The sequence below is a fragment of the Comamonadaceae bacterium OTU4NAUVB1 genome, from assembly GCA_024372625.1.
Classification (GTDB): domain Bacteria; phylum Pseudomonadota; class Gammaproteobacteria; order Burkholderiales; family Burkholderiaceae_C; genus Variovorax.
Genome location: CP099605.1, coordinates 2,081,633 through 2,105,073, shown reverse-complemented (window position 1 = coordinate 2,105,073; position 23,441 = coordinate 2,081,633). Strand labels below are relative to the sequence as shown.

The following is a 23,441-nucleotide window of genomic DNA, read 5'->3' as shown; positions in this document are numbered from 1 at the left end:
TGTTTCGTCCAACTGAACGTGAATTTAAGTATCGAGTTCGATTCTTTTCAAATAAGAATAAATAACCAAATAACCGTCCAGATCTTGCTTGCTGCGCCATTCAACATGATTATTTATTTCTTATGGATGTATTTAGTTCTCTTTCTGTCGGTTCATTCAATTTGCAGGTGATCGAGCGTGATCGACATCTCACTCGCAAATTTCACGTCGGGCGCGATCTTCCTGACAAGAGACGTTCAATCCAAATTCGTGTAATTGGCTTTGAACTTGTCCCACTGTGTGGGTGGAAAGGAGACAAACAACTCATCGAAGTCATAGGTTCTCAGGTCCTTTGAGGTGAAGTATGTAAATCCATCATCCGAAAATTCAAACTCCATTGGAAAGGGGATGTGCGAATCGTCGGTGAATGCTTTGCGAGCCAAGAGTTTTCTTTCTGCATCGAAGACTTTCAAAATCATGAAGTTTGCATTTTCAAAGGACCCGACATTGCACACTTCTAGGTAATACTCAATGCCGTGAAAATAGCGGACTCCGCCTTGAAATCTCTTTGTACATTCTTTGCATTGGCTATATTTGTAGTCTATCGGAATAAATAAATAACACAGCGCGGCCATGCAAGCAATAACAACTAGTATTGCTGATAATTTATATCTAAAGAAAAAGTTCAAATGCATATTTCGTCCAAGGAGATCGAAATGGGTTCGTCAAGTTCTATTTTTTAAAGGTCTGAATAGATGACGAAGTCTCCTCCGCGGTTGTGCTTCTTTCTCCAATCAATATAATTTTTGTTTCTTATCGAGGTATAAATTTCTGTTTCCATCAGTCGGCGTATCTCTAGAGTCGGTCGGATTGACACGATGTCTGCGTCGCCAGCCTCAAAGCTGAGTTTTCTTCCAAGCTTCGTATAATTTTTCAAAAGATTGCCTATTTTTGCGGTGGCTGCTGCTGCCGGCAGGACAATCAGGCCGCTTTTATTCCAGTGGCCAAGATATTGCGATGTGTTGTCGTCGTCTTGAAAAGAATAGCTGTCCTTCGCATAAATCCATATATGAGTTATTGTGGCTGTTGATTGAGTGCAGTGAAGTGTGTTTGAAGGAGATATGTATCTGTTGTAGACCTTTGTCGCTATATCTGCGCTTGCAATTGCGGCAAGAAAACTAAAACTTCCAAGTGATGCCGTCAAATCGGTGGGTGCAAGATTCTTCAGTGTATCCAGATCGGTAATCATGTTTCTTTGAAATTGAAATTGATGATGCAGTTTTTGTATATCTCCATTGCAGTACTGTTTCGTGAGCAAAGTCCCATTAAATCTAGGATTGTTTAAAATGAATCCTGCGAGACATTTTTTGGCAATTTTTCTTGCGGCTGGTGAATAGATCAGGATTTTTTCCAAGTCATCGTATTTTTCTTCCATATCTTTGAAACCGAGTAACCAAGAGGTTTTGATCGTTTTGTTGTCGATCATATCTTCTGGATAAATAGCTCCATTCAATTCTTCTGCCTTCGTCGGCCCAAAGAACGCCCGTCCGTTGAACCAGCGCTCCGCAAGGATCCTTCCCTTTGAAAAGCCCATCGCCGCCATTCCCTGAGGAATGTCCAGCATGTCGAACGGTTGCGCCTTCGGCTTGTCGTTCGCGTTGGACGCATTCACCCATTCCTTGATCTCCTTGAAGGCCTCGACCAATACGGGACCTTTTTCGGGCGTGGAGGGTGGCGCGGGTCTGGCTGCGGCTTTTTCCAGCCAACCCTTGAATCCCTTCGATGCTTCGACGTGCGCCGGATGCTCGGAGTGACTCGGCGGCGCCATCGTCGGATCGGGCGGGGGCACGGAAACCGGCAGGGGCGGGGGAAGCCGGTCCATCCGCAGACCGAAGCCATCGATGGCCAAGGGCGTGCAACCCTGCGGGCCATCGAAGATCCTCCATTCCTGATGAATCGAGAAATTGCCTTTGAATTCTTTCCTGGCGTAAGGGATGCGTTCGGTCATGGGGCGGTTTGATGGGGTGTTATCGGAAGCCGTCCGGGTGGCGAAGGCATCACCGCTGGCGTTCGGCAAAACGGTGCGCAGGCGAGTCCGGTTCGGCCGAACGAGTTTGCCAAGCGCAGGACCCGGGCCCCGGCCGGATGACGTGATTGTTCAAAAACTCGGCTTTCAGCCGCTCGGGCCGAACGATCGATTCCGGATCCGACCGATCAGGAAGCGACGTCGCCCGACGATCCGATGCCAGGAGCAAATGAACGCCGCACCGGCGACTTCGCGGGGTCGAGCCGAACCGCGGGCCCGACGGATCGGCGTCGATGCGTCCGATGCGGTTGGCGTTCTTCAGATGCGCCGCCGCGCACCTGCTCGCGATGGGGATGGCGATGGCGAGGGCGGGTGGCCGTGCCGATCCCGGTGCCCCACCGGGTGCCGGGCGTCAAGACACCCGCAGGCGTGTCACTTCCCGCCGTGCCCGGCGTGACCGCCCTGAGCGGCATTACCGGCAGTACCGGCTTGAACGGCCTGACCGTCGCGATGACCCTGAGCGCCCGGACTCCCCTGGCCATGGTGCTCCTGTCCGGTCGGATCCTGGAGCTGCACGGCGCCACCGTTCTTCCAGGCGTCGGCGCCCGGGGCGATGGCGGGGGCCGCGATGGACTCGCGTTCCTGCTTCTTGTCCGCGCTGCGGATGCCCATGCGCCGATCGCGGGCCTCCACCATGTCTGCGTGCACCTGGCCGTCGGCGGTGAATCCCATCATGAGTTGCGGCACGCCCAGCGGCAGCGTCTTCTGCCGGTCGGTGTGCCACGTGTGCCAGGTCTTGCCATAGGTCCCGACGAGCTTCTTCATCAGTTCGTTCTCGGCGACCTGGGGAATGCCCGGCGCGACGAGCTGCCCGGACTTCACCTCGTGGACGTGGCTGTGCCAGAGCGCCTTCTCGGCATCGGGCAGGTCCTTGAAGAGGCGCTCGGTGACGATGTACTCCACGCCCATCAGCTTGGCGTCCTTGACGTTGCCGTCGTAGATGACGCACTGGATCACGTCCTCGTTGAGGATGGCGCAGTAGTGGTGGGCCTCCATCTGTTCCTCCATGCGGCCCGCGTAGAAGTGGAAGCCGTCGAGGTAGGCGTTGATGGCCTCGATCGGCGCCCGGTTCTGGAGCGCGGCGGCGCCGGCGTCCAGCGCCTTCGTCGTGGGCGAGGTCTCGGCACCCGGCACCCGCACGTTGGAGGCCGAGCCGCCACCGTCGCAGCCGGCGACACACACCGCCAGGACCAGCGCCGGCAGGAGCGATGCAGGCGACGGGCGCGACAGATGCGACAGGCGCGGGCGCGCACGGGGATGGCGTGGGGCGTTCATGCGGACCTCGCGTGCTGGTGGTGATCGAGGCTCGACAGGTAGTGCGCCTCGATGTCGATCGACGCGGCGACGCCGAGCGACCGGTGGTGCGCCTGGAGCCACGATTCGCAGGTGGCGCGTCCCTTGCGCCGCAGCGACTCGAACAGCTCCATGCCGACGCTGCGCTTGATCGAGGGCTCCGTCTCCAGCCCCGACGACGCGTCCGGCAGGCTCAGCACGTGCATGCGGATGTCGTGGCCCCGGCGCGTGTTGTAGGCGGCGAGGTCCTTCATCTCGGCCAGCAGGCCCTGGGTCGAGGCGAGCTCGTTGATGCGGTTGAGGATGTTCTTCGCCGTCATGGGCGTCTCCGCGCGCGCGAGCGGCGTCAGCTCGACCATCAGCACGTCCGCGTCGGTCTCGCCCTCGTACAGCGGCCGCAGCGCGGGATTGGCGGCGTAGCTGCCGTCCCAGTAGGCCTCGTCGCCGATCTGCACCGCCTGGAACACCATCGGCGCGCAGGCCGAGGCCAGCAGGGCGTCGATCGACAGCTCGTCGGGGCCGAAGACGCGGTGGCGGCCGCTGTTGACGCCGATGGCGTTCACGTGGACCGCCGGCGCGCTGGCGCTGCGCAGGGCCTCGATGTCGATGACCTCGTCGAGGACGAAGCGCAGCGGCCCCATGCCCAGCGGATTGGCCATGTAAGGCGACACCAGGGGGATCGCGTCGTCCCAGATGCCCCAGCCCGGCTTGCGCAGCGGCAGCAACAGCATGGTGAAGGGCAGTCCCACCGTGGCCACGCGCTGCCAGAGCCGGGCGAGGTTGGCCTTGGCGCCTTCGGGGCCGCCATGGGCATGGCCGGTGGCCAGCGCGGCGGCGTTCAGGGCCCCGGCGCTGGTGCCGCTGATGCGCCGGATGTCGATGCCGGGCGTTTCCAGGAGGCGGTCGAGCACCCCCCAGGTGAAGGCGCCGTGGGCGCCGCCCCCCTGCAGGGCGAGGTTGAGTTTCGTGGTCATGCGTGTCGGTTGGCTGTGGCGGCGACCGGGCACCGCCGCGATGCGGATCGTTCGCAATATCCAGGCGCCGACCGGGCCCGCGCGTAGGCCTGGAAGCCAGGCGGCGACAGCCGCCGGCGGCCCCTCGTGAACCGGGGACCGCACCGGGACGGGTGAAATCCCTACAGCACGACGACGCGACCGGTCACCCACTGAGGCGAAGCACGGCCAACGGGAAAGCGCGGTTCCCGGGGCGTGTCGACGAGGTGTTCATGCGGAACTTGGCCCGGACGCGAAAGCCTCCGGGCCGTTTTTTTCGTCGCGAGCGGCGTCCCGAGCGGCCGTGCCGTCAGAAGCCGGCGGGCGGCGTCAGGTCCCGGGCGGGATTCAGCAGGAACTTCTCGCCCGTCGCGCGCCGGGCGTAGACCTCGATCATTCCCGGCTGCAGCATCTCCGCGAGCGACACCTCGCGGGCGTAACGGCTCGCGAAGGTCGTCTTCAGTTCGTCGGCCACGCGCTGCTTGAGCCGCGCCACGGCGTCCGGCCCGATCTTCTCCAGGAACGGGAACAGCAGCCAGCCACCGATGCCCCAGGCCATGCCGAAGTTGACGTCGACCTCCGTGACGCGGGTGTCGAGACGGCCGTAGAGGTAGACCTGCTTGTGCGTCGTCGAGCCGTAGCGGCTGTACGCCCCGGTCGTGCGGTTGAGCGCGGCTTCCATGCAGCCCAGGATCTGTCCGGCCAGCGGGCCGCCCCCGGTGGCGTCGAACGCGAGGGTCGCGCCGGTCGCCGCCAGGGCGTCGGTCAGGTCCTGGACGAAGGTGGGCGCGCTGGCGTCGCACACGTGCGCCGCGCCGATCGATTTCAGCAGGGCGACCTGCGCCGGGCGGCGCACGATGTTCACCAGGCCGATGCCGTCCTTCAGGCAGATGCGGTTGAGCATCTGGCCCAGGTTGGAGGCGGCGGCCGTGTGGACCAGCGCCGTGTGGCCCTCGCGCCGCATCGTCTCGACCATGCCGAGCGCGGTCAGCGGGTTCACGAAGGACGATGCGCCGTCCGCGGCCGTGGCGCCCTCGGGCAGCGGAAGGCACTGCGCGGCCGGCAGCGCGCGGTACTGCGCGTACATCGCGCCGCCGAGCACCGCGACGTTCCGGCCCAGCAGCGCCTGCGCCGCCAGCGACGCGCCGGCGCGCACCACCCGCCCCGCGCCCTCGTTGCCCACGGGCAGGGACTGGCCGACGCGCCCGGCCATGGCCTTCATCCCGGCTTCGCTCACGCGGGCGGTCACCACCGGCCGCGCCGGGGTGCCCGCGACCGTGGCCGTGCCCAGGTCGGCCGCACCGAACAGCAGGCCCAGATCGGACGGATTGATGGGCGCGCCCTCCAGGCGCACCAGCACCTCGTCGTCGCCCGGAACGGGGATCGGCACGCTGGCCAGCGTCACCTGGAGTTCGCCCGCGGGCGTGACGAGGGAGCGCAGCTGGAGGGCGGTGGGAACGGTCTCGGTCGGCATGGGATTCCTCTGGGGATGGCACTCGGATCGCGTCCAGCATCGCACGGTTCGATCCACCGCCGCGCGCGCCCCAAGAAAAAGCCGGCGGCGCAGGGCATGCGCCGCCGGCCGTCAAATCCCGCAACCATCGGGAACTCGCGAACGAAAGGGAGAAAGAGGAAGACGGAGGAACGGGGACCAGGAACGCGGCGGCGCGGCGGGGAGGAGGACGCCCCGGCGTGGCGCGCGGCGCTTCAGCGCTCGAGCGTGGCGAAGGACGAGAAATTCGGCCCGAGCGCGGTGGGCAGTTCGTCGTCGCGCCACAGGACGTCGTCGGACTCCGGCGGGGCGGTGGAGAACACGATCAGCCCGAGCGCGACGGCCATGCACAGGGCCATCACCAGCATCAGCCCGATCAGGGAGCCGGCCCAGTAGGCCAGCGCGAGCAGTCCGATGTCCAGACCGAAGAGGATCAGCAGCGGGTTCATGGTGGCGCTCCCGGAAAGTCAGGGTGAGGAAAGGACGTGGGGGACGGCAGGCGAAGGCGCTAGTGCGCCATGGCGGAGGCGGCCGGCGAGCCGGGCATGACGTAGGTGGCGCTCGCGCGCGGCTTGATCAGGGAGGCGAGCGCGCGCTCCACCACGACGCTGCGCCGTGCCAGGCCGGTGCGCTGCAGCGACAGGCGCCGTGCCACCGATTCGATGCGCTCGCGGAATTCGCGGTCGAAGGCCTCGGCCGACAGCGCCGATTCCAGCGCGCCGGCGAACGCCAGCGAGGCGATGCGGATGTCGGTGCAGGCGGCGCCCAGGCGCACGGCGTCGCCATCGACGAGCACGGCGTCGACGAGATCGAGCTGGCGTTCGACGGCGGCGAGCAGGCGCTGGGTGGAATCGAGGGTGTCGGGCATCGGGTTCAGCTCCGGTTGTGGGTGAAGAATTCCTGTGCGTTGGCCAGGAGCTTGTCGGCGATGGCGCCGGAATCCACCATGAAGCTCCCGTTGGCGATGGCGGCCTTGACCGCCTTGACCTTGGCTTCGTCGATGCCGCTGCCGGCCGAGACGCCTTCGAGGGCGCGCGCGCCGGCCGACACCGTCACCGGCACGCCGGACGTGGGGGCCACGGGCGCGACCGGGCCGGTGGTCGCCGAACGGGTGGCGGACGTGGCGCCGCGCTCGCCGCGGACGGCGCCCGTGGCGGCCGTGTGGGCGGCATCGTTGAGGGAATTGATCTTCATGGCTGGCTCTCCGACGACCCTGTCGCAGGGTCCTTGGGTTTTCTTTCGGCGGTGCCGGAGAGAACTTGAGCCATTTTTGAACGGGGGTCGCCAGATGACCGGCATCAGAGAGGCAGACGGACGGTACGCAGGTCGAGCACGATGCCGTTGGCGATGCGGCCGTTCTCCATGCGCACGCGCACCGGCTGGCCCACCACGCCGGGCGTGACGGCCTCGGCGTCCGAGGAGATCTCGAAGCCCGGCCCCTGCGCCACGACCCGCACCGGCGTGCCGGCGGCGAAGGCCTGCGCCGCCTTGACCATCGACTGGCGCAGCGGCTGACCGGCCATCAGCGAGCGGGACGCCACCTGGCCGACCCAGGCGCCGGCCTCGGCGATCACGGGCGAGGGCTCGGCGGCCCAGTCGGCCTCGGTCTGCACGGCGTCGGCCGCGGTGAGCACGCTGCCGGCGACGACGTTGTCGCGCAGCACCCAGGCCGGACCGAAGGCCTTGACCGTCACCGGCAGGAACACGTTCCAGCGCCCGCCGCCCTGCGTGCAGCGCAGGCCCAGGCGGGTGCGGCCCCACAGGCGCGAGCCCACCGGGATGTAGGGCTCGACATGGGAGCAGGGCGCGAGCCGCAGGCGCGAATCGAGCGCGCCGATGGCGACCTCCATGCGCAGCGGCGCGGGATTGCCCGACTGCACCCGGGAGACCGCGTCGTCGAGCCACTGCTGGGTGGAGGCGATGAATTCGGGGCCGACCTCGGCGCCGTCGGAGGGCGCCTGCTGTGCCCGCGCCGGCGCCGCGCCCAGGCCGAGGCCGGTGGCGCAGAGGACGGCGGCGAGCAGATGGAGGAAGCGCATGCGGAGAGGTCCTGGAGGTCGGTGGGGGGAGCTGCGAAGGACGGCGAGGGGCCCTCGCCATGCCCTGCACTGTAGGCACGACGGCGTCGCCCAAAGCCGGAAACAGGCCGACAAACCCCCCCTTACTCCGCCTTTCCGACGGTGGCTGCGACCGGACAATTTCCGCACGCCCCGCCATGGGCCACGCCCTCCCGCCACCTCCATCCGTCCCACCGCCGCCATGCTCGATCGACTGACGAACTCGCTGGACTTCAATGCCAAGGCCCTGATGCTGCGCGCGGAGCGCCAGCGGACCATCGCCGCCAACATCGCCAACGCCGACACGCCCGGCTACGCCGCGCGCGACTTCTCGTTCTCCGACGCGTTGCGCGACGCCACCGGCGGGGGCAACGGCCTGCGCGGCGCGGCCGCGCGCGGTGCGGCCGACGCGCGCCACATCCCGCTGGGCGGGGCCATCGGCGCGGCGGGCGGTGCCTCCGCGGCCGTGGGCTACGCCGTGCAGACGCAGCCCACGCTCGACGGCAACAGCGTCGACCTCGACCGCGAGCGCGCCGCCTTCGCCGACAACGCCGTGCGCTACGAGGCCACGCTGCGCTTCATCAATGGCGAGGGCAAGACCATGCTCGCCGCGATCCAGGGTCAATAAGCCATGTCCATGTTCTCCATCTTCGGCATCTCCGGCAGCGCCGTGAGCGCCCAGTCGCAACGCCTCAACGTGGTGGCCAGCAACCTGGCCAACGCCGACGCCGTCGCCGGTCCCGACGGCCAGGCCTACAAGGCGCGCCAGGTGGTCTTCCAGACGCTCGACATGGGCGGGGAGGGCAACGCCGGGGTGCGCGTGGACGCCGTCACCGAGAACCAGACGGCCGGGCGCAAGGTCCACGAGCCGGCCAACCCGATGGCCGACGCCCAGGGCTACGTGACGCACTCCAACGTCAACGCGGTCGAGGAGATGGTCAACATGATCTCGGCCTCGCGTTCCTACCAGAACAACGTCGAGGTCATGAACACCGCCAAGAGCCTGCTGCAGAAGACGCTGCAGATCGGCGCCTGAGCCGGCCCTCATCCACGCCCACGCCCACGCCCTTCACCCGGACCTCACCCCCATGACCGCCACCATCGCGACCAACACCCTGACCGGCAGCACCAAGACCTACGCGCCGACCTCGAGCGCCGGCGCCGAGGCGACGTCCTCGCTCACCGCCACCGGCGCGTCCGAGCAGCAGGACAAGTTCCTGAAGCTGCTGGTCGCGCAGATGAACAACCAGGACCCGATGAGCCCGATGGACAACGCGCAGATGACCTCGCAGATCGCGCAGATCAACACCGTCAGCGGCATCGCCCAGCTCAACGACACCATGAAGAGCATGTCCACGCAGATGTCCGCCATGCAGGTGCTGCAGGCCGGCAACCTGGTGGGCCACAGCGTGCTGGTGGAAGGCAACAAGGTCGCCTTCAGCGCCGACGGCAAGACCGGCGCGGGCGCCTTCGACCTCGCCGGCAAGGCCTCCGACGTCAAGGTGCAGGTGCTGACGCCGGCCGGCCGCGTGGTCGACACGATCTCGCTGGGCGCGCTCGACGCCGGCCAGCACAGCTTCCAGGTCGACGCCTCGGCCTACCCGAGCGACACCGAACTCACCTTCCAGGCCGTGGCCTCCAACGGCGCCACGGCCGTCACCTCCACCTTGTTGATGCAGGACAGGGTCACCGCCGTGGGCAGCGGCACCGACGGCCTCACGCTGACCCTGCAGGGCAGCGGCGTGAAGCCTTATTCCAGCGTGCGCTCGGTCCTCTGAACGCGCCCCAGACCTTCCATTCCCAGGAGCAACTTCCATGAGTTTCCAGCAAGCCCTCTCCGGCCTGAACGCCGCCAGCCGCAGCCTCGACGTCATCGGCCACAACATCGCCAACGCCAACACGGTGGGCATGAAGTCCTCGCGCGCCGAGTTCTCCGAGGTCTACGCCAGCGCCGCGGGCGGCATCGGCGGCACCAACGTCGGCCTGGGCGTGGAGGTGGGCACCGTGTCGCAGCAGTTCTCCCAGGGCTCGATCAACATCACCGGTAACGAGCTGGACGTGGCCATCAACGGCGGCGGCTTCTTCCAGGTGCAGACCAACGACGGCAGCACCGCGTACACGCGCTCGGGCAACTTCAAGCTCGACAAGGAAGGCAACCTGATCACCAACAACGGCGCCAACCTGATGGGCTACCCGACCGACGTCAAGGGCGTGCGCCAGAGCTTCAACGCGCAGCCGCTCCGGCTGCCCACCGGCACCCCGATCCCGGCCAAGCCGACCACCAAGATGACCGCCGAAATCACCCTGGACGCGACCGCCACCGTCGCCGCCAGCGCGAATCCGCCGACGCCGCTGGTGAAGTACGGCACGTCGCTGACCGCCTACGACCCGCAGGGCCTGGAAGTGCCCGTGGGCCTGTACTTCCAGAAGACCGCCAACAACACCTGGAACGTCTACACCAGCGTCAACGGCGCCGACCCGGCCGCCTCGACCCCGTTCCAGCTGAACTTCAAGACCGACGGCAGCCTGGACACGACCAACTCGCCCGTGCCGCCCATCACGCTGGCCTCGCCCAACAACCCGGCGCAGACCTTCACCGCCTCGCTCGACCTGGGCAAGATGACGCAGGTGAACTCGCGCTTCGCGGTGGCCGACCTGTCCCAGGACGGCTACACCTCCGGCCAGCTCACCGGCATCGCCATCGAGAACAACGGCGTCATCACCGCCACCTACTCCAACGGCCAGACGCAGTCGGCCGGCCAGGTCGCGCTGGTGAACTTCAGGAATGCCCAGGGCCTGTCGCCGACCGGCGCGGGCTACTGGAGCCAGACCTTCGCCTCCGGCCAGCCCACGCGCGGCGCCCCCGGCGACGGCACCCTGGGCCAGCTGCGCTCGGGCGCGCTGGAGGAATCGAACGTCGACCTGACGGCCGAGCTGGTCAACATGATGACCACGCAGCGCGCCTACCAGGCCAACGCGCAGACCATCAAGACCCAGGACCAGGTCATGTCGACCCTGGTGAACCTGCGCTGAACGCGACCCCCCGGACGGAGCCCGAGCAGCGATGGACCACCTGATCTACACCGCCATGAGCGGCGCGAGCGCCGCCGCCGCGCGCCAGAGCGTGCTCGCCAACAACCTGGCGAACGTCTCGACGCAGGGGTTCCGCGCCGAACTCTCGACCTACCGCGCGGTGCCCCTGCGCGGCGACGGCGCCTCCACCCGCGTGTTCGCGATGGAGGCCACCTCGGGCCACGACGAGAAGCCCGGCGCCATGCAGCGCACCGGCCGCACGCTGGACATGGCCGCGCAGGGCAACGCCTGGTTCGCGGTGCAGGGCCTCGACGGCACCGAGGCGTACACGCGCTCGGGCTCGTTCCAGGTCTCGCCCGAGGGCACCCTGACGACCACCAACGGCCTGATGGTGCTGTCCGACGGCGGCGCGCCGATCGACGTGCCGCCCGGCGCCACGCTCACGGTGGGCGGCGACGGCACGGTGAGCGCGCAGACCGGCAGCACGCCGGCCTCGACCATCGGGCGCATCAAGCTCGCCGCGGCGACGCCGGAGGACCGGCTCGCGCGCGGCGACGACGGCCTGTTCCGCACCGCCACGCTCGACCCGCTGCCCGCGAGCCCGACCGGCCGCCTAGAGACCGGCGCGCTCGAGGGCTCCAACGTAAACGCCGTGGAGACCATGGTCGGCATGATCGCCGCGGCGCGCCAGTTCGAGCAGCAGATGCGCCTGCTGCAGACCGCCGAGAGTTCCGACAAGTCGGCCTCGCAGCTCCTCAACATCCAGGGCTGAGGCCCGCACCCCGCGCACCCCGCATTCCAAGGAACCGCCCGCCATGATCAATTCGCTCTGGATCTCCAAGACCGGCATGGAAGCCCAGCAGACCCAACTGGACGTCATCTCGCACAACCTGGCCAACGTCTCGACCACCGGCTTCAAGCGCTCCAACGCCGTCTTCGAGGACCTGATGTACCAGAACCTGCGCCAGGTCGGCGCCAACAGCTCCGAGCAGTCGCAGCTGCCCACCGGGCTGCAGCTGGGCCTGGGCGTGCGCACCGTGGCCACCAGCCGCTCGTTCACGCAGGGCAGCATGCAGCAGACCAGCAACCAGCTCGACGTCGCCATCAAGGGCAACGGCTTCTTCCAGGTGACCCAGCCCGACGGCACCATCGGCTACACCCGCGACGGCTCGTTCCAGGTCGACGCGCAGGGCCGGCTGGTGACGTCCTCGGGCCTGCCGGTGGCCAACGGCATCACGGTGCCGCCTTCGGCCACCAACGTCAGCATCGCCGCCGACGGCACGGTGTCGGCCACGCTGCCCAACAACCCCACGCCGCAGAACATCGGCTCCCTGGCGCTGGCCAACTTCGTGAATCCGGCCGGCCTGGAGCCGCGCGGCGACAACCTCTACGCCGAGACCGCCGCCTCCGGCCAGCCCAACGGCGGCACCGCCGGCACCAACGGCCTGGGCACGGTCATGCAGGGTTTCCTGGAGACGTCGAACGTGAACGTGGTGCAGGAACTGGTCTCGATGATCCAGACGCAGCGCGCCTACGAGATGAACTCCAAGGCGATCCAGACCAGCGACCAGATGCTGCAGAAGCTGGGGCAGCTCTGATGGCCTCCCGTCCTCGCGCACCGCGTGTCGCCGCGCCGACGCCCTTCCGGGGGGCGGCGCCGGCGGCGCGCCGCGGCCGGCCGTGCGGCGTCTCGCGCACGGGCCTCGCCTCGCTGGCCCTGGTGCTCGGCAGCGTGGTGGTGTCCGGGTGCTCGACCCTGGCGCAGACGCCGGAGGTGGAGATGCCCCGCACGAACGTCGCCGCGCTGGCGCCGCAGCTGCCGGTGGCGGCGGTGCGCCCGGCCACGGGAAGCCTGTTCAACCCGGTGCGCTACCGGCCGCTGTTCGAGGACCGGCGCGCGCGCATGCAGGGCGACACGGTCACCATCCTGATCGTGGAGAACGTCAGCGCGAGCCAGAAGTCGACCTCCACGCTCGACAAGAAGAACGGCGTCGCCACCAGCATCTCGGCGGTGCCGTTCCTCTCGGCCAACTCGTTCACGCGCGCCAGCGCGGCGGCCGACTCGAAGTACGACTTCGCGGGCAAGGGCGGCACCGAGAGCGCCAACACCTTCACCGGCTCGATCACCGCCACGGTGGTGGACGTGCAGCCCAACGGCCACCTGGTGGTCACGGGCGAGAAGCAGATCGGCGTGAACCAGAACGTCGACGTGCTGCGCTTCTCCGGCACCGTCGACCCGCGCGCCATCCAGGCCAACAGCGTGGTCAATTCCCTGCAGGTGGCCAACGTGCGCATCGAGTCGCGCGGCCGCGGCGCGCAGCAGGAAGCCCAGGTCATGCCCTGGCTCGGCCGCTTCTTCATGAACGTCCTGCCTTTCTGAACCCGCCATGACAACGATCCTCCGTCTCCTGTGCGCCCTCGCGCTCGGCGCCGCGCTCACCGCGCCGGCGCATGCCATCCGCATCAAGGAACTGGCGTCCGTGCAGGGCGTGCGGTCCAACCAGCTGACCGGCTACGGCCTGGTGGTGGGCCTCGACGGGACCGGCGACCAGACCACGCAGATGCCCTACACGACGCAGAGCGTGGCCAACTACCTGCAGCAGCTGGGCATCGTGCTGCCGGACAACCGGGCCGCGCAGCTGCAGCTGAAGAACGTGGCGGCGGTGATCGTCACGGCGCAGCTGCCGGCCTTCGCGCAGCCGGGTCAGATGCTGGACGTGAACGTGTCCTCGATGGGCAACGCCAAGTCGCTCAAGGGCGGCCTGCTGGTGGTGACGCCGCTGCGCGGCGCCGACGGAGAGATCTACGCGCTGGCCCAGGGCAACCTGGTGATCGGCGGCGCCGGCGCCTCGGCCGGCGGCAGCAAGGTGCAGATCAACCACCTGAGCGCCGGGCGCGTGCCGGGCGGCGCGCAGGTCGAGCGCGCGGTGCCCTCGCCGCTGCTGGAGGGCGACAGCGTCAGCCTGGGCCTGAACAGCTCGGACTTCCAGACCGCGCGCCGCGTGGCGCTGGCCATCGACCGCAAGATGGGCACCGGCACCGCGCGCGCCATCGACGGCCGCACCATCGAGGTGAGGGCGCCGACCGAATCCAACGCCCGCGTGGGCTTCCTCGCCGAGCTGGAGGAGATCACGCTCGACCAGGCCGCGCCGTCGGCCAAGGTGGTGATCAACGCGCGCACCGGCTCGATCGTGCTGAACCAGTCGGTCACGCTCGGGCCGTGCGCCATCGCCCACGGCAACCTGTCGGTGACGATCAGCTCGACGCCGGTGATCAGCCAGCCCGCGCCGCTGTCGGGCGGGCGCACGGTGGTGGCCGAGCAGGCCAGCATCCAGATCAAGCAGGAGCCCGGCATCCTGATCCAGGTGCCCAACTCGCCCCAGCTCTCCGACGTGGTGCGCGCCCTCAACGCCCTGGGCGCCACGCCCCAGGACCTGCTCGCGATCCTGCAGGCGATCAAGGCCTCGGGCGCCATGAACGCCGAACTCGAAGTGATCTGACGCCATGACCATCTCCCGCACCGCCAATTCCCTGTCCGCGAGCAACGGCAACGCGCTGGCGGCCGACGCTCGCTCGCTCGACGCGCTCAAGCTCGCCGCCGGCACCAACGACCCCAAGGCGGTCAAGGAGGCGGCCAAGCAGTTCGAGTCGCTGTTCATGCGCGAGCTGCTGAAAAGCATGCGCGAGGCGACCATGAAGTCCGGCCTGATGGACAGCGAGGGCGAGAAGCTCGGCACCGACCTGCTCGACCAGCAGTTCTCGGTGCAGCTCTCGGGCATGCCCGGCGGGCTGACCGAGGCCATCACCCGCCAGCTGAGCCAGAAGATGACGGGCGAGGCGCGCGGCAGCCTGCCGACGGTGTCGATGCCCGCGGCCTCGACGGTGGTCAACCCCGGCGCCAGCCAGAGCGGCTTCGTCTCCCAGCACACCGCCGCGGCCGAGCGCGTGGCGCAGGCCACGGGCATCCCGGCCGCGTTCATGGTCGGCCAGGCCGGTCACGAGACCGGCTGGGGCAGGAGCGAGATCCGCAACGCCGACGGCAGCACCTCGCACAACCTGTTCGGCATCAAGGCCGGCGCCGGCTGGACCGGCAAGGTCGCCACCATCACCACCACCGAGTACGTCGACGGCGAGCCGCGCAAGGTGCAGGCCAATTTCCGCGCCTACGACTCCTACGAGGCGTCGTTCCGCGACTACGCGCGCCTGATCGGCGAGAGCCCGCGCTACGCGCAGGCCAAGGCCGTGGCGGCCGGCGCCACGGCCGGCGCCGGCACCGCCGCCGCCAGCGCGTACGCGAGCGAGCTGCAGCAGGCCGGCTACGCCACCGACCCGGCCTACGCGGCCAAGCTCAGTCGCGCGATCAACTCGACGCTCATGCTCCAGCGCGCGCAGCAGGTGTGACGCCCGCGCCGCCGCCCACGCCGTTCCCCTTCCATCCCACGGTCCCGCACCCGAGAACATTTCCCCATGAGTAACCTGCTCAACGTCGCCTCCCGGGCCCTGATGGCGAACCAGACCGCCCTGTCGACCACGGGACACAACATCGCCAACGCCAACACGGTGGGCTATTCGCGCCAGAACGCGGTGCTGCAGTCCGTGCCGGGCCAGTACTCCGGCAGCGGCTACATCGGCAAGGGCGTGGAGGTGGCCGACATCGAGCGCTCGCACGGCGAGTTCCTGGCCCGCCAGGCGGTGCAGTCGCAGTCGGTGGCGGCCATGGACTCGACCCGCGCCGACCGCCTCGAGGCGCTGGAGGACGTGTTCCCGAGCGGCAAGAGCGGCCTGGGCGCGGCCGTGAGCGACATGCTCAACGCCTTCTCCGACGTCGCCGCCACGCCCAACGACACCACCGCGCGCAACGTGGTGCTCTCGCGCGCCGACGAGATGGCCGCGCGCTTCGTCAACGCCCAGACGCAGCTCGACGACCTGCAGCGCGGGGTCAACTCCGGGCTGGCCGATTCGGTGAAGTCGGTCAACAGCCTGGCCGGGCGCGTCGCCGCGCTCAACGAGCAGATCGCCCGTTCGCAGGGCACCGGCCACGCCCCTAACGACCTGCTCGACCAGCGCGACCAGATGGTGCGCGAGATCGGCACGCACGTGCGCGTGTCCACCGTGCCGGCCGACGACGGCAGCCTCAGCGTCTTCATCGGCAGCCAGGCCCTGGTGCTCGGCACCAGCACCTCGACCATGACGCTGCGCACCGCCGAGGGCAGCACCAGCGCCCTGATGCTGGAGCGCGGCACGCTGGCCAGCCCGATCGACGAGTCGACGCTCGCCGGCGGCAAGGTCGCCGGCATGCTGCGGTTCCAGAACAGCGACCTCGCGGCCGCGCGCGACGGCCTGGGCCGCATGGCGCTCGCCATCGCCTCCGAGGTCAACACGCAGAACCGGCTGGGCATCGACCTCGACGGCAACGCCGGCAACGCCCTGTTCCAGGACATCGCCATTCCCGCGGCCACGCCCGGTCTGGCCAACGCCGGCGGCGGGGCCGTCAAGGCCGGCGTGAGCGACGCGAGCGCGCTGGTCGCCTCGTCCTACGAGATCAAGTTCGGCGCCGCCGGCTCCTTCGAGGTCAAGCGCCTGTCCGACGGCAAGACCACGCAGCACGCCGGGCCGATGCCCACGGTGGTCGACGGCCTGCGGCTGGACCTCGCCGGCGGCACGGCGGCGGGCGACACCTTCACGCTCAAGCCCTACGCGGCGGCGGCCGGCGCCATGGGCGTGGCGCTGACCTCGCCGCGCGAGCTGGCCGCGGCCAGCCCGGTCGAGGCGCGCCCGGCGGCCACCAACACCGGCAGCGTCGCCATCGGCGCGCTCGCGGCCACCCGGCCCGACGCCAACCTGCGGGCACCGGTGACCCTGACCTTCAACGCCAACGGCACCTTCAACGTCGCCGGCACCGGCACCGGCAACCCCGCCGGAGTGGCCTACGCGGCGGGCCAGCCGATCAGCTACAACGGCTGGACGCTCGCCCTGGGCGGCACGCCCAAGGCCGGCGACACCATCACCGTGCAGGCCACCACCACCGGCTACACGACGCTCAACGCGGGCAACGCCAACGCGGTGCTCGCGCTGCGCGACAAGGCCGTGTTCGACGGCGCGCCGATGGTCGACGGCTACGCCGGTCTGATCGCGCAGGTCGGTGTGCGCTCCCAGAGCGCGCAGTACGCCGCCGACGTCTCCAAGTCCATCGCCACCAGCACCGAGACCAAGCGCGCCAACCAGGACGGCGTGAACCTCGACGAGGAGGCCGCCAACCTGCTGCAGTTCCAGCAGGCCTACCAGGCCTCGGCCAAGATGATCCAGGTGGCGCAGAACCTGTTCGACACGCTGCTGCAGAACATGCGCTGAGCGCCGCCCCGCGCCCCGACGACGCCCGCCACGCACGCCCACCCGCACAGAGGAAGGAAACCGATTCATGTCCAGCATCCGGCTCGCGACCGCCAACGCCTACGACAACGCCATCGCCCGCATCGGCTCGCGCCAGGCGCAGATGTCCACGCTCCAGGAGCAGATCAGCGCCAGCCGGCGCGTGCTGCGCCCGAGCGACGACCCGACCGCCGCGGCGCAGGCCGAGCGCGCCACCACGCGCCAGGCGCGCGTGGCCACCGACCAGCGCGCGCTGGAGGTCCAGCGCAACGCCGTCGCCACGGCCGAGTCGACCCTGGGCGACGCGATGGGCGCGATGCAGACCTTCCGCACGCTGGTCGTGCAGGCCGGGGGCGTGGGCCTGTCGGCCACCGACCGCGCCAGCATCGCGCAGCAGATGACGACCCTGCGCGACGAACTGGTGGGCCACGCCAACACCCGCGACACCAACGGACAGCCGCTGTTCGGCGGCCTGGGCAGCACGGGCGCGCCCTTCGTGGACAACGGCGCGGGCGTCAGCTACCAGGGCATCCCCGGCCAGCCGGGCGCCAGCGAGGTCGGCGTGCCCGCCGCGCTCGACGGCCACGCCACCTGGATGGACGTGCCCACCGGCAACGGCGTGTTCACCGTCGCGCAGGACGCGGGCACCAGCGGCGTCTGGAGCAACGCCGGCCAGGTCGACGACCCGGCTGCGCTGACCGGCCACGGCTACCGCATCACGTTCTCTGTCGACGCCGCCGGCGCCACCACCTACGACGTCAAGGACAGCGTCACGCAGGCCACGGTGAAGGCCGCCCAGCCCTACCGCAGCGGCCAGGCCATCGCGTTCGACGGCCTGTCGCTGTCGGCCAGCGGCAAGCCGGCGGCGGGCGACAGCCTGGTCGTCGCCCCGAGCACCCGCTCGAGCCTGTTCGGCGTGCTCGACCAGGCCATCGCCAGCGTGCGCGACAGCGCCACCCCCGGCGCCGTGACGCAGGGCGTGGCGCAGTCGCTGGCGCAGCTCGACGCCGCGTCCTCGCGCCTGTCGTCCTCGCGCGGGCGGGCCGGCGACCTGCTCAACCGCGTCGACAGCATCTCCAGCCGCCAGGAGGCGCGCGGCGTGCAGCTCGAAGCCGACCGCTCGCGCGCGGAGGACCTCGACATGGTCAAGGCGATCTCGGAATTCAAGACCAACGAGACGGTGTATTCGGCCGCGCTGAGCTCCTACGCCCAGGTCCAGAAGCTGTCGCTGTTCAACTACATCGGCTGACCGGGGGAGCGAGGACGCCATGGCGCAATCGGTTCTCGGCAGCCTGACCTTCGGCTACCGCCCCCTCTGGAATCGCGCCCGCTCGCTTGCGGGCGTGCGGCTCCACGTGCACGCGGATGACCCCGGCGTCGACGGCCTGCACCTCCTGCGCACGCTGGAGGAGCTGTGGTCGGCCGAGTCGCCCGGCCTGCTGCTGGCCTCCAGTTCGCGCGAACTGCTCGCCGGGCTGCTCGGGCACGCCACGCGCGCCGACGCGGCGCTGGAGGTGCCCGCGGCGTGGCTCGGCGACGCGACCCTGCGCGCGGCGGTGCGCGGGGCCCACGCGCGGGGCGCGCAACTGGTGCTGGCCGGTACGCCCGACGAACTGCGGCCGCTGGAGGCCGAACGCTGGGCGGTGCGCCGCGCCGTGCAGCTCACGCCCACCGATGCCGCCACCGCGCTGCAGGCGGCCCGGCGCGCGCGCAGCACCGCCGCCGGCGCCCGCATGGCCGGGCGCGCGGCCGACAGCCCGGTGGGCCCCGACACGCTGGTCGACGGCGTCGCCAGCCGCGACCTCGCCGAGCACGCGCTCGACCAGCAGGGCGCCTGGGCGGTGGCCGGCTGGCCGGTCGAGGACATGCTGCACCGCTACCGGGGCCAGCCGCTGCCGCCGACGCGGCGCGCCATCGTGCAGACCATGAACGCGCTCGACGCCGAGCAGTCGCTCGACCGCATCGAGCTGGCCTTCGCCCAGGAACCGGCGCTGGCCTACCGCCTGCTGATCTACCTCAACTCGGCCGGCCTGGGGCTGCGCAGCGGCATCGCGTCGCTGCGCCACGGTTTCATGATGCTGGGTTTCCGCACGCTCAACCGCTGGCTGGCCGAGCAGCTCACGCACGCCAGCGACGACGCCAGCCTGCGGCCGGTCAACACGTCGATCGTGGTGCGCAGCCAGCTCATGCACCACCTGATGGACGTCGGCATCGAGGAGGACCTGCGGCGCGAGATCTACCTGTGCGGGCTGTTCTCGCAGCTCGATCTGGTGATGGACGAGCCGATGCGCGCGAGCCTGGCGCGCATCCCGCTGCCCGACCGCATCGCCATGGCGCTGCTGGCCGACGACGGCCCCTACGCGCCGACCCTGCAGGTCGCCTGCGCCCTGGAATCCGACGACCCGGCGGCCGTGCGCGCGCTGCGCCAGACCTACGAGATGGAGCCCGAGGACGTCAACCGCGCGCTGCTGCGCACGCTGGCGGCACTGGGCCGCCAGGGCGGCGGGACGGCCTGACGACCGGCACCGGGCGCCGGGCGCCTCAGTCCGGCCGGGCGACCGGGTCGTCGAGCACCATGCGCACGCGGCGCGCGAGGTCCGCCAGCCGGTAGGGCTTCTTCAGCACCTCGAATTCGGTACCCTGATCGGAATTCTTGCCGTCGGCCGAGCCGGCGAAGCCCGTCGTCAGCAGGACGCGGAGGTCCGGCAGGCGGCCGCGCATCTCGCGCGCGAGCCCGAAGCCGTTCATGCCCCCCGGCATGATGAGGTCGGAGAACAGCAGGTCGGGCGTCCAGGCGTCCCGCGGGTCCTCGATCAGCGCCAGCGCCTCGCGCGCGTTGCCCGCGACCCGCACCTCGTAGCCCAGGTCCTGGAGCATGTCGCGCGAGAGCTGGGCCACCTCGATGCGGTCGTCCACCACCAGGATGGTCTCGTTGCCGCCGTGGTCGGCCGCGCGGCGGGTGGTGCGGCCGGCCGTCTCGGCGGCGTGCGGCGCCGCCATGTCGCTGGCCGGGAAGTACATGCGCACCGTGGTGCCGGCACCGAGCCTGGACTCGATGCTCGCGGTTCCGCCGGACTGCTTGGCGAAGCCGTGGACCATCGACAGGCCCAGGCCCGTGCCCTTGCCTTCCTCCTTGGTGGTGAAGAAGGGGTCCATGACGCGGCCGACGATTTCCGGGGCGATGCCCGTGCCGGTGTCGGTGATCGACAGCGCCACGTAGCGCCCCGGCATCAGGCCGACGAAGGTGTCCGTGTCCTCGCCGTCCACCTCGACCGCGTGGGTGCGCAGCGTGACGGTGCCGCCCTCGGGCATCGCGTCGCGCGCGTTGACCAGGACGTTGAGCACGGCCATCTCCAGTTGGGTCGCGTCGAGCTGGCAGTTGCCCAGGTCCGCCTGCGGTTCCACGTGCAGCGCGATGCCCTGGCCGAGCGTCTCGCGCACCAGGTCGGTGATGCCGCCCACGAGGGCGTTGAGGTTGACCAGCCGGCCTTCGAGGCGCTGCTTGCGCGAGAAGGCGAGGAGCTGCTGGGTGAGGGTGGAGGCGGTCTGCACGGCGCTGCGGATGCTGTCGACCGCGCGGCTCACCGCGTCGTCGGTGACCTTGCCGGCCTTGCGGCGGTGGTCGAGCAGGTCGAGGTGGCCCGACATCACCTGCAGCAGGTTGTTGAAGTCGTGCGAGATGCCGCCGGTGAGCTGGCCGAGGGCCTCCATCTTCTGCGCCTGGCCCAGCGCCTCCTCGGCGTCGCGGCGCCGGCTCACGTCGAGCTGCGAGGCGAAGAAATACACCAGTTCCTTGTTCTGGTTGTAGACCGGCGAGACGTACAGCGCGTTCCAGAACGACGTGCCGTCCTTGCGGTAGTTGAGGATCTCGGTGCTGATCTCGCGGCGGTCGCGCACGGCCTCGCGCACCGCCGCGACGGTGGCGCGGTCGGTGTCCGGGCCCTGCAGGAAGCGGCAGTTGTGGCCCATGATTTCCTCGGCGGCATAGCCGCTCATCGAGAGGAAGGCGCGGTTGGCGAAGACGATCGGATTGTCGGGCTGGCGCGGATCGGTGACCAGCATGGGCATGCGGGTGGTCTCGATGGCGGCGAAGAAGATGTCGTCGCGGTGCTGGCCGATCGAGTCGTGCCGGGAGTGCTCGACCGACACCTCGGGGGGAAGCGAGTTCCTGATCTTCGGTTTTTCCGACTGGGCCATGGTCTTCGGTCGGCGCCGAAGCAACGTCGCCGAAATAGAAAGTTGGAGGGATGGAACCGGTCGGCGCGCGTCCGATCCGGAAAAAGAGGGGGCGACACGTGAAAGCACCGCGCGAACGCGGTGCCTGGGTCGGAGTCCCGTCGGGCGGAAGTCCGAGCGGGACGCTCAGTCCTGCTGGTCTTCGGCCTTGGGCTCGTCGTGCTTGAGCGCCGGCTTCAGGCCGGGCTGGGGAGCGTGTTCCGCACCGGGGGCGATCTCCTCGCCGCGATGCTTCTTTTCCTGTTGCACTTTTTTGTCGTGCGCGACATTGCGTGGATCGGTCATGCACGCAAGTTGCCGGCGGCGCCGCGCGTCCCGGGTGGGACGGCACGCCGCTTGCCGGGGTGTCGCAGACGCCGCCTCGCGACGGCGTTCGCCCCGCCGGCTGTCAGACCGACATGATCGAGACCGACTTCGTCACCAGGTAACCCTCCAGTGCCTCCGGGCCGCCCTCGGAGCCGTAGCCCGAGTCCTTCACGCCGCCGAAGGGCATCTCCGGCGTCGGGGTGGCGGGCTGGTTGATCCACAGCATGCCGACCTCCACGCGCTGGGACAGCAGGTGCGCGTTGGCGATCGACCGCGTGAAGGCGTAGCCGGCCAGGCCGTAGGGCAGGCGGTTGGACTCGGCGATCGCCTCGTCGAGCGTGTCGAAGCCGCGGATGGCCGCGATCGGGCCGAAGGGTTCGTTGTTGAACACGTCCGCGTCGAGCGAGACGTCGGTCAGCACGGTGGGCGCGAAGAAGTTGCCGTCGGTTCCGACCCGCTCGCCGCCGGTGGCGACCTTGGCGCCGGTGGCGCGCGCGTTCTCCAGGATCCTGCCCATCGCCGCGACGCGCCGGTCGTTGGCCAGCGGGCCGAGCGTGGTGCCTTCGGTCAGGCCGTCGCCGAGCTTGAGGCTCTCGGCGTGCTTGACCAGTTCGCGCGCGAACTCGTCCTTCAGGCTGTTGTGGACCAGGAAGCGCGTGGGCGAGATGCAGACCTGGCCGGCGTTGCGGAACTTGGCGCCGCCCGAGGCCTTGACCGCCAGCGCGACGTCGGCGTCCTCGGCCACGATGACCGGGGCGTGGCCGCCCAGCTCCATCGTCGCGCGCTTCATGTGCGAGCCGGCCAGCGCGGCGAGCTGCTTGCCCACCGGCGTCGAGCCGGTGAAGGTCACCTTGCGGATGATCGGATGCGCGATGAGGTAGGACGAGATCTCCGCCGGATCGCCGAACACCAGGCCGACCGTGCCCGGCGGGAGGCCGGCGTCGACGAAGGCCTGGAGCAGGGCGGCGGGAGAGGCGGGCGTCTCCTCCGGCGCCTTGACCAGGAACGAGCAGCCGCAGGCCAGGGCCGCGCCGAGCTTGCGCACGATCTGGTTGACCGGGAAGTTCCAGGGCGTGAAGGCGGCCACGGGGCCGATCGGCTCCTTGAGCACCAGCTGCTGCGCCGCGAGGTTGCGCGAGGGCACGATGCGCCCGTAGACGCGGCGGCCCTCGTCGGCGAACCACTCGAGGATGTCGGCGGCGGCCAGCGCCTCGCCGCGCGCCTCGACGAAGGGCTTGCCCTGCTCCTGCGTCAGCAGGCGGGCGATGGCGTCGGCGCGCTCGCGCACCAGGCCGGCGGCCTTGCGCATGGTCGCGGCACGCTCGTTGGCGGGGATCTTGCGCCAGGCCTCGAAGCCGCTCTGCGCGGCGGCCAGGGCGCGGTCGAGGTCGGCGATGCCGGCGTGGGCGACCTTGCCGATGCGCTGGCCCGTGGCCGGATTGACCACATCGATGGTCTTGCCGCTCGCGGCATCGCACCACTCGCCGTTGATCAGAAGCCGGGTGTCGGTGTAGCTGGTCATGTTCGCTTGCGTCTTTCCAGGAAGTTGGGATGGAACCAAACATCCTATCGTCCTTCGATGGCGCAGCGTCGCCCGC

Annotated in this window: 23 protein-coding genes; 12 read left to right on the top strand and 11 right to left on the bottom strand. The window is 69.0% G+C overall.

Translation table 11 applies throughout. The annotated features are described in order from the left end of the window. Window positions 1-718: 718 nt before the first annotated feature. The 8 genes from NF681_13350 to flgA form a co-directional block, all read right to left on the bottom strand. Window positions 719-1,987, bottom strand: coding sequence for a DUF6402 family protein (locus NF681_13350; GenBank protein UST53304.1), 1,269 nt, complete (start codon window positions 1,985-1,987; stop codon window positions 719-721). A gap of 450 nt (window positions 1,988-2,437) precedes the next feature. Next, window positions 2,438-3,340, bottom strand: a complete 903-nt coding sequence (locus NF681_13345; protein UST53303.1) for an OBAP family protein — start codon at window positions 3,338-3,340, stop codon at window positions 2,438-2,440. Beyond that, window positions 3,337-4,332 carry a patatin-like phospholipase family protein gene (locus NF681_13340; GenBank protein ID UST53302.1) on the bottom strand — a complete coding sequence of 332 codons (996 nt, stop codon included), beginning with the start codon at window positions 4,330-4,332 and terminating at the stop codon, window positions 3,337-3,339. Before NF681_13340 ends, NF681_13345 begins: the two co-directional genes overlap by 4 nt. A 328-nt stretch (window positions 4,333-4,660) precedes the next feature. Beyond that, complete coding sequence (locus NF681_13335) at window positions 4,661-5,824, bottom strand: zinc-binding dehydrogenase (GenBank protein ID UST53301.1); 1,164 nt, start codon at window positions 5,822-5,824, stop codon at window positions 4,661-4,663. A 233-nt stretch (window positions 5,825-6,057) separates the two neighbouring features. Continuing rightward, window positions 6,058-6,291: a hypothetical protein gene (locus NF681_13330; GenBank protein UST53300.1), complete on the bottom strand. Its 234-nt coding sequence runs from the start codon at window positions 6,289-6,291 to the stop codon at window positions 6,058-6,060. 59 nt (window positions 6,292-6,350) lie between these two features. Continuing rightward, window positions 6,351-6,710, bottom strand: a complete 360-nt coding sequence (locus NF681_13325; protein UST53299.1) for a hypothetical protein — start codon at window positions 6,708-6,710, stop codon at window positions 6,351-6,353. A gap of 5 nt (window positions 6,711-6,715) precedes the next feature. Continuing rightward, a complete protein-coding gene (flgM, locus tag NF681_13320) occupies window positions 6,716-7,036 on the bottom strand; it encodes a flagellar biosynthesis anti-sigma factor FlgM (protein UST53298.1) in 321 nt (106 codons plus the stop codon). A gap of 104 nt (window positions 7,037-7,140) precedes the next feature. After that, window positions 7,141-7,881, bottom strand: coding sequence for a flagellar basal body P-ring formation chaperone FlgA (gene flgA / locus NF681_13315; protein ID UST53297.1), 741 nt, complete (start codon window positions 7,879-7,881; stop codon window positions 7,141-7,143). A 220-nt stretch (window positions 7,882-8,101) separates the two neighbouring features. Between flgA and flgB the strand changes: the two genes are divergently transcribed. From flgB to NF681_13255, 12 genes are all read left to right on the top strand, one after another. Beyond that, window positions 8,102-8,527: a flagellar basal body rod protein FlgB gene (flgB, locus tag NF681_13310; GenBank protein ID UST53296.1), complete on the top strand. Its 426-nt coding sequence runs from the start codon at window positions 8,102-8,104 to the stop codon at window positions 8,525-8,527. Between the two features lie 3 nt (window positions 8,528-8,530). After that, the gene (gene flgC / locus NF681_13305; protein ID UST53295.1) at window positions 8,531-8,935 is read left to right on the top strand and encodes a flagellar basal body rod protein FlgC; all 405 of its coding nucleotides are present in this window, start codon (window positions 8,531-8,533) and stop codon (window positions 8,933-8,935) included. 52 nt (window positions 8,936-8,987) lie between these two features. Next, complete coding sequence (locus tag NF681_13300; GenBank protein ID UST53294.1) at window positions 8,988-9,677, top strand: flagellar hook assembly protein FlgD; 690 nt, start codon at window positions 8,988-8,990, stop codon at window positions 9,675-9,677. Between the two features lie 37 nt (window positions 9,678-9,714). Continuing rightward, window positions 9,715-10,932: a flagellar hook protein FlgE gene (gene flgE, locus NF681_13295; protein UST53293.1), complete on the top strand. Its 1,218-nt coding sequence runs from the start codon at window positions 9,715-9,717 to the stop codon at window positions 10,930-10,932. A gap of 31 nt (window positions 10,933-10,963) precedes the next feature. Beyond that, window positions 10,964-11,704 carry a flagellar basal-body rod protein FlgF gene (gene flgF, locus NF681_13290; protein UST53292.1) on the top strand — a complete coding sequence of 247 codons (741 nt, stop codon included), beginning with the start codon at window positions 10,964-10,966 and terminating at the stop codon, window positions 11,702-11,704. Window positions 11,705-11,747: 43 nt separating this feature from the next. Next, window positions 11,748-12,530 (top strand): flagellar basal-body rod protein FlgG, encoded by a 783-nt coding sequence (flgG, locus tag NF681_13285; protein ID UST53291.1) that lies wholly within the window; start codon window positions 11,748-11,750, stop codon window positions 12,528-12,530. Then, a complete protein-coding gene (locus tag NF681_13280) occupies window positions 12,530-13,312 on the top strand; it encodes a flagellar basal body L-ring protein FlgH (protein UST53290.1) in 783 nt (260 codons plus the stop codon). The genes flgG and NF681_13280 overlap by 1 nt, the downstream gene beginning before the upstream one ends. Window positions 13,313-13,328: 16 nt before the next feature. Next, window positions 13,329-14,432: a flagellar basal body P-ring protein FlgI gene (locus NF681_13275; GenBank protein UST55772.1), complete on the top strand. Its 1,104-nt coding sequence runs from the start codon at window positions 13,329-13,331 to the stop codon at window positions 14,430-14,432. Between the two features lie 4 nt (window positions 14,433-14,436). Then, the gene (locus NF681_13270) at window positions 14,437-15,333 is read left to right on the top strand and encodes a glucosaminidase domain-containing protein (GenBank protein ID UST53289.1); all 897 of its coding nucleotides are present in this window, start codon (window positions 14,437-14,439) and stop codon (window positions 15,331-15,333) included. A 66-nt stretch (window positions 15,334-15,399) separates the two neighbouring features. Then, the gene (gene flgK, locus NF681_13265; GenBank protein ID UST53288.1) at window positions 15,400-17,283 is read left to right on the top strand and encodes a flagellar hook-associated protein FlgK; all 1,884 of its coding nucleotides are present in this window, start codon (window positions 15,400-15,402) and stop codon (window positions 17,281-17,283) included. A gap of 67 nt (window positions 17,284-17,350) precedes the next feature. Then, a complete protein-coding gene (gene flgL / locus NF681_13260; protein ID UST53287.1) occupies window positions 17,351-18,550 on the top strand; it encodes a flagellar hook-associated protein FlgL in 1,200 nt (399 codons plus the stop codon). A gap of 19 nt (window positions 18,551-18,569) precedes the next feature. Next, window positions 18,570-19,817, top strand: coding sequence for a histidine kinase (locus NF681_13255; GenBank protein UST53286.1), 1,248 nt, complete (start codon window positions 18,570-18,572; stop codon window positions 19,815-19,817). Window positions 19,818-19,842: 25 nt separating this feature from the next. Here NF681_13255 and NF681_13250 read toward each other — a convergent pair whose 3' ends face one another. The 3 genes from NF681_13250 to NF681_13240 all read right to left on the bottom strand — a co-directional run bounded on the left by NF681_13250 (window position 19,843) and on the right by NF681_13240 (window position 23,365). Then, window positions 19,843-21,498 carry a histidine kinase famiy protein gene (locus tag NF681_13250; GenBank protein UST53285.1) on the bottom strand — a complete coding sequence of 552 codons (1,656 nt, stop codon included), beginning with the start codon at window positions 21,496-21,498 and terminating at the stop codon, window positions 19,843-19,845. A gap of 165 nt (window positions 21,499-21,663) precedes the next feature. Next, a complete protein-coding gene (locus NF681_13245; protein UST53284.1) occupies window positions 21,664-21,822 on the bottom strand; it encodes a hypothetical protein in 159 nt (52 codons plus the stop codon). 103 nt (window positions 21,823-21,925) lie between these two features. After that, a complete protein-coding gene (locus NF681_13240; GenBank protein UST53283.1) occupies window positions 21,926-23,365 on the bottom strand; it encodes an NAD-dependent succinate-semialdehyde dehydrogenase in 1,440 nt (479 codons plus the stop codon). Window positions 23,366-23,441: the final 76 nt, after the last annotated feature.

Coding starts and splice junctions, on each gene's coding strand:
- NF681_13350 (UST53304.1), bottom strand. CDS start 1,987: ATGACCGAACGCATCCCTTACGCCAGGAAAGAATTCAAAGGCAATTTC.
- NF681_13345 (UST53303.1), bottom strand. CDS start 3,340: ATGAACGCCCCACGCCATCCCCGTGCGCGCCCGCGCCTGTCGCATCTG.
- NF681_13340 (UST53302.1), bottom strand. CDS start 4,332: ATGACCACGAAACTCAACCTCGCCCTGCAGGGGGGCGGCGCCCACGGC.
- NF681_13335 (UST53301.1), bottom strand. CDS start 5,824: ATGCCGACCGAGACCGTTCCCACCGCCCTCCAGCTGCGCTCCCTCGTC.
- NF681_13330 (UST53300.1), bottom strand. CDS start 6,291: ATGAACCCGCTGCTGATCCTCTTCGGTCTGGACATCGGACTGCTCGCG.
- NF681_13325 (UST53299.1), bottom strand. CDS start 6,710: ATGCCCGACACCCTCGATTCCACCCAGCGCCTGCTCGCCGCCGTCGAA.
- flgM (UST53298.1), bottom strand. CDS start 7,036: ATGAAGATCAATTCCCTCAACGATGCCGCCCACACGGCCGCCACGGGC.
- flgA (UST53297.1), bottom strand. CDS start 7,881: ATGCGCTTCCTCCATCTGCTCGCCGCCGTCCTCTGCGCCACCGGCCTC.
- flgB (UST53296.1), top strand. CDS start 8,102: ATGCTCGATCGACTGACGAACTCGCTGGACTTCAATGCCAAGGCCCTG.
- flgC (UST53295.1), top strand. CDS start 8,531: ATGTCCATGTTCTCCATCTTCGGCATCTCCGGCAGCGCCGTGAGCGCC.
- NF681_13300 (UST53294.1), top strand. CDS start 8,988: ATGACCGCCACCATCGCGACCAACACCCTGACCGGCAGCACCAAGACC.
- flgE (UST53293.1), top strand. CDS start 9,715: ATGAGTTTCCAGCAAGCCCTCTCCGGCCTGAACGCCGCCAGCCGCAGC.
- flgF (UST53292.1), top strand. CDS start 10,964: ATGGACCACCTGATCTACACCGCCATGAGCGGCGCGAGCGCCGCCGCC.
- flgG (UST53291.1), top strand. CDS start 11,748: ATGATCAATTCGCTCTGGATCTCCAAGACCGGCATGGAAGCCCAGCAG.
- NF681_13280 (UST53290.1), top strand. CDS start 12,530: ATGGCCTCCCGTCCTCGCGCACCGCGTGTCGCCGCGCCGACGCCCTTC.
- NF681_13270 (UST53289.1), top strand. CDS start 14,437: ATGACCATCTCCCGCACCGCCAATTCCCTGTCCGCGAGCAACGGCAAC.
- flgK (UST53288.1), top strand. CDS start 15,400: ATGAGTAACCTGCTCAACGTCGCCTCCCGGGCCCTGATGGCGAACCAG.
- flgL (UST53287.1), top strand. CDS start 17,351: ATGTCCAGCATCCGGCTCGCGACCGCCAACGCCTACGACAACGCCATC.
- NF681_13255 (UST53286.1), top strand. CDS start 18,570: ATGGCGCAATCGGTTCTCGGCAGCCTGACCTTCGGCTACCGCCCCCTC.
- NF681_13250 (UST53285.1), bottom strand. CDS start 21,498: ATGGCCCAGTCGGAAAAACCGAAGATCAGGAACTCGCTTCCCCCCGAG.
- NF681_13245 (UST53284.1), bottom strand. CDS start 21,822: ATGACCGATCCACGCAATGTCGCGCACGACAAAAAAGTGCAACAGGAA.
- NF681_13240 (UST53283.1), bottom strand. CDS start 23,365: ATGACCAGCTACACCGACACCCGGCTTCTGATCAACGGCGAGTGGTGC.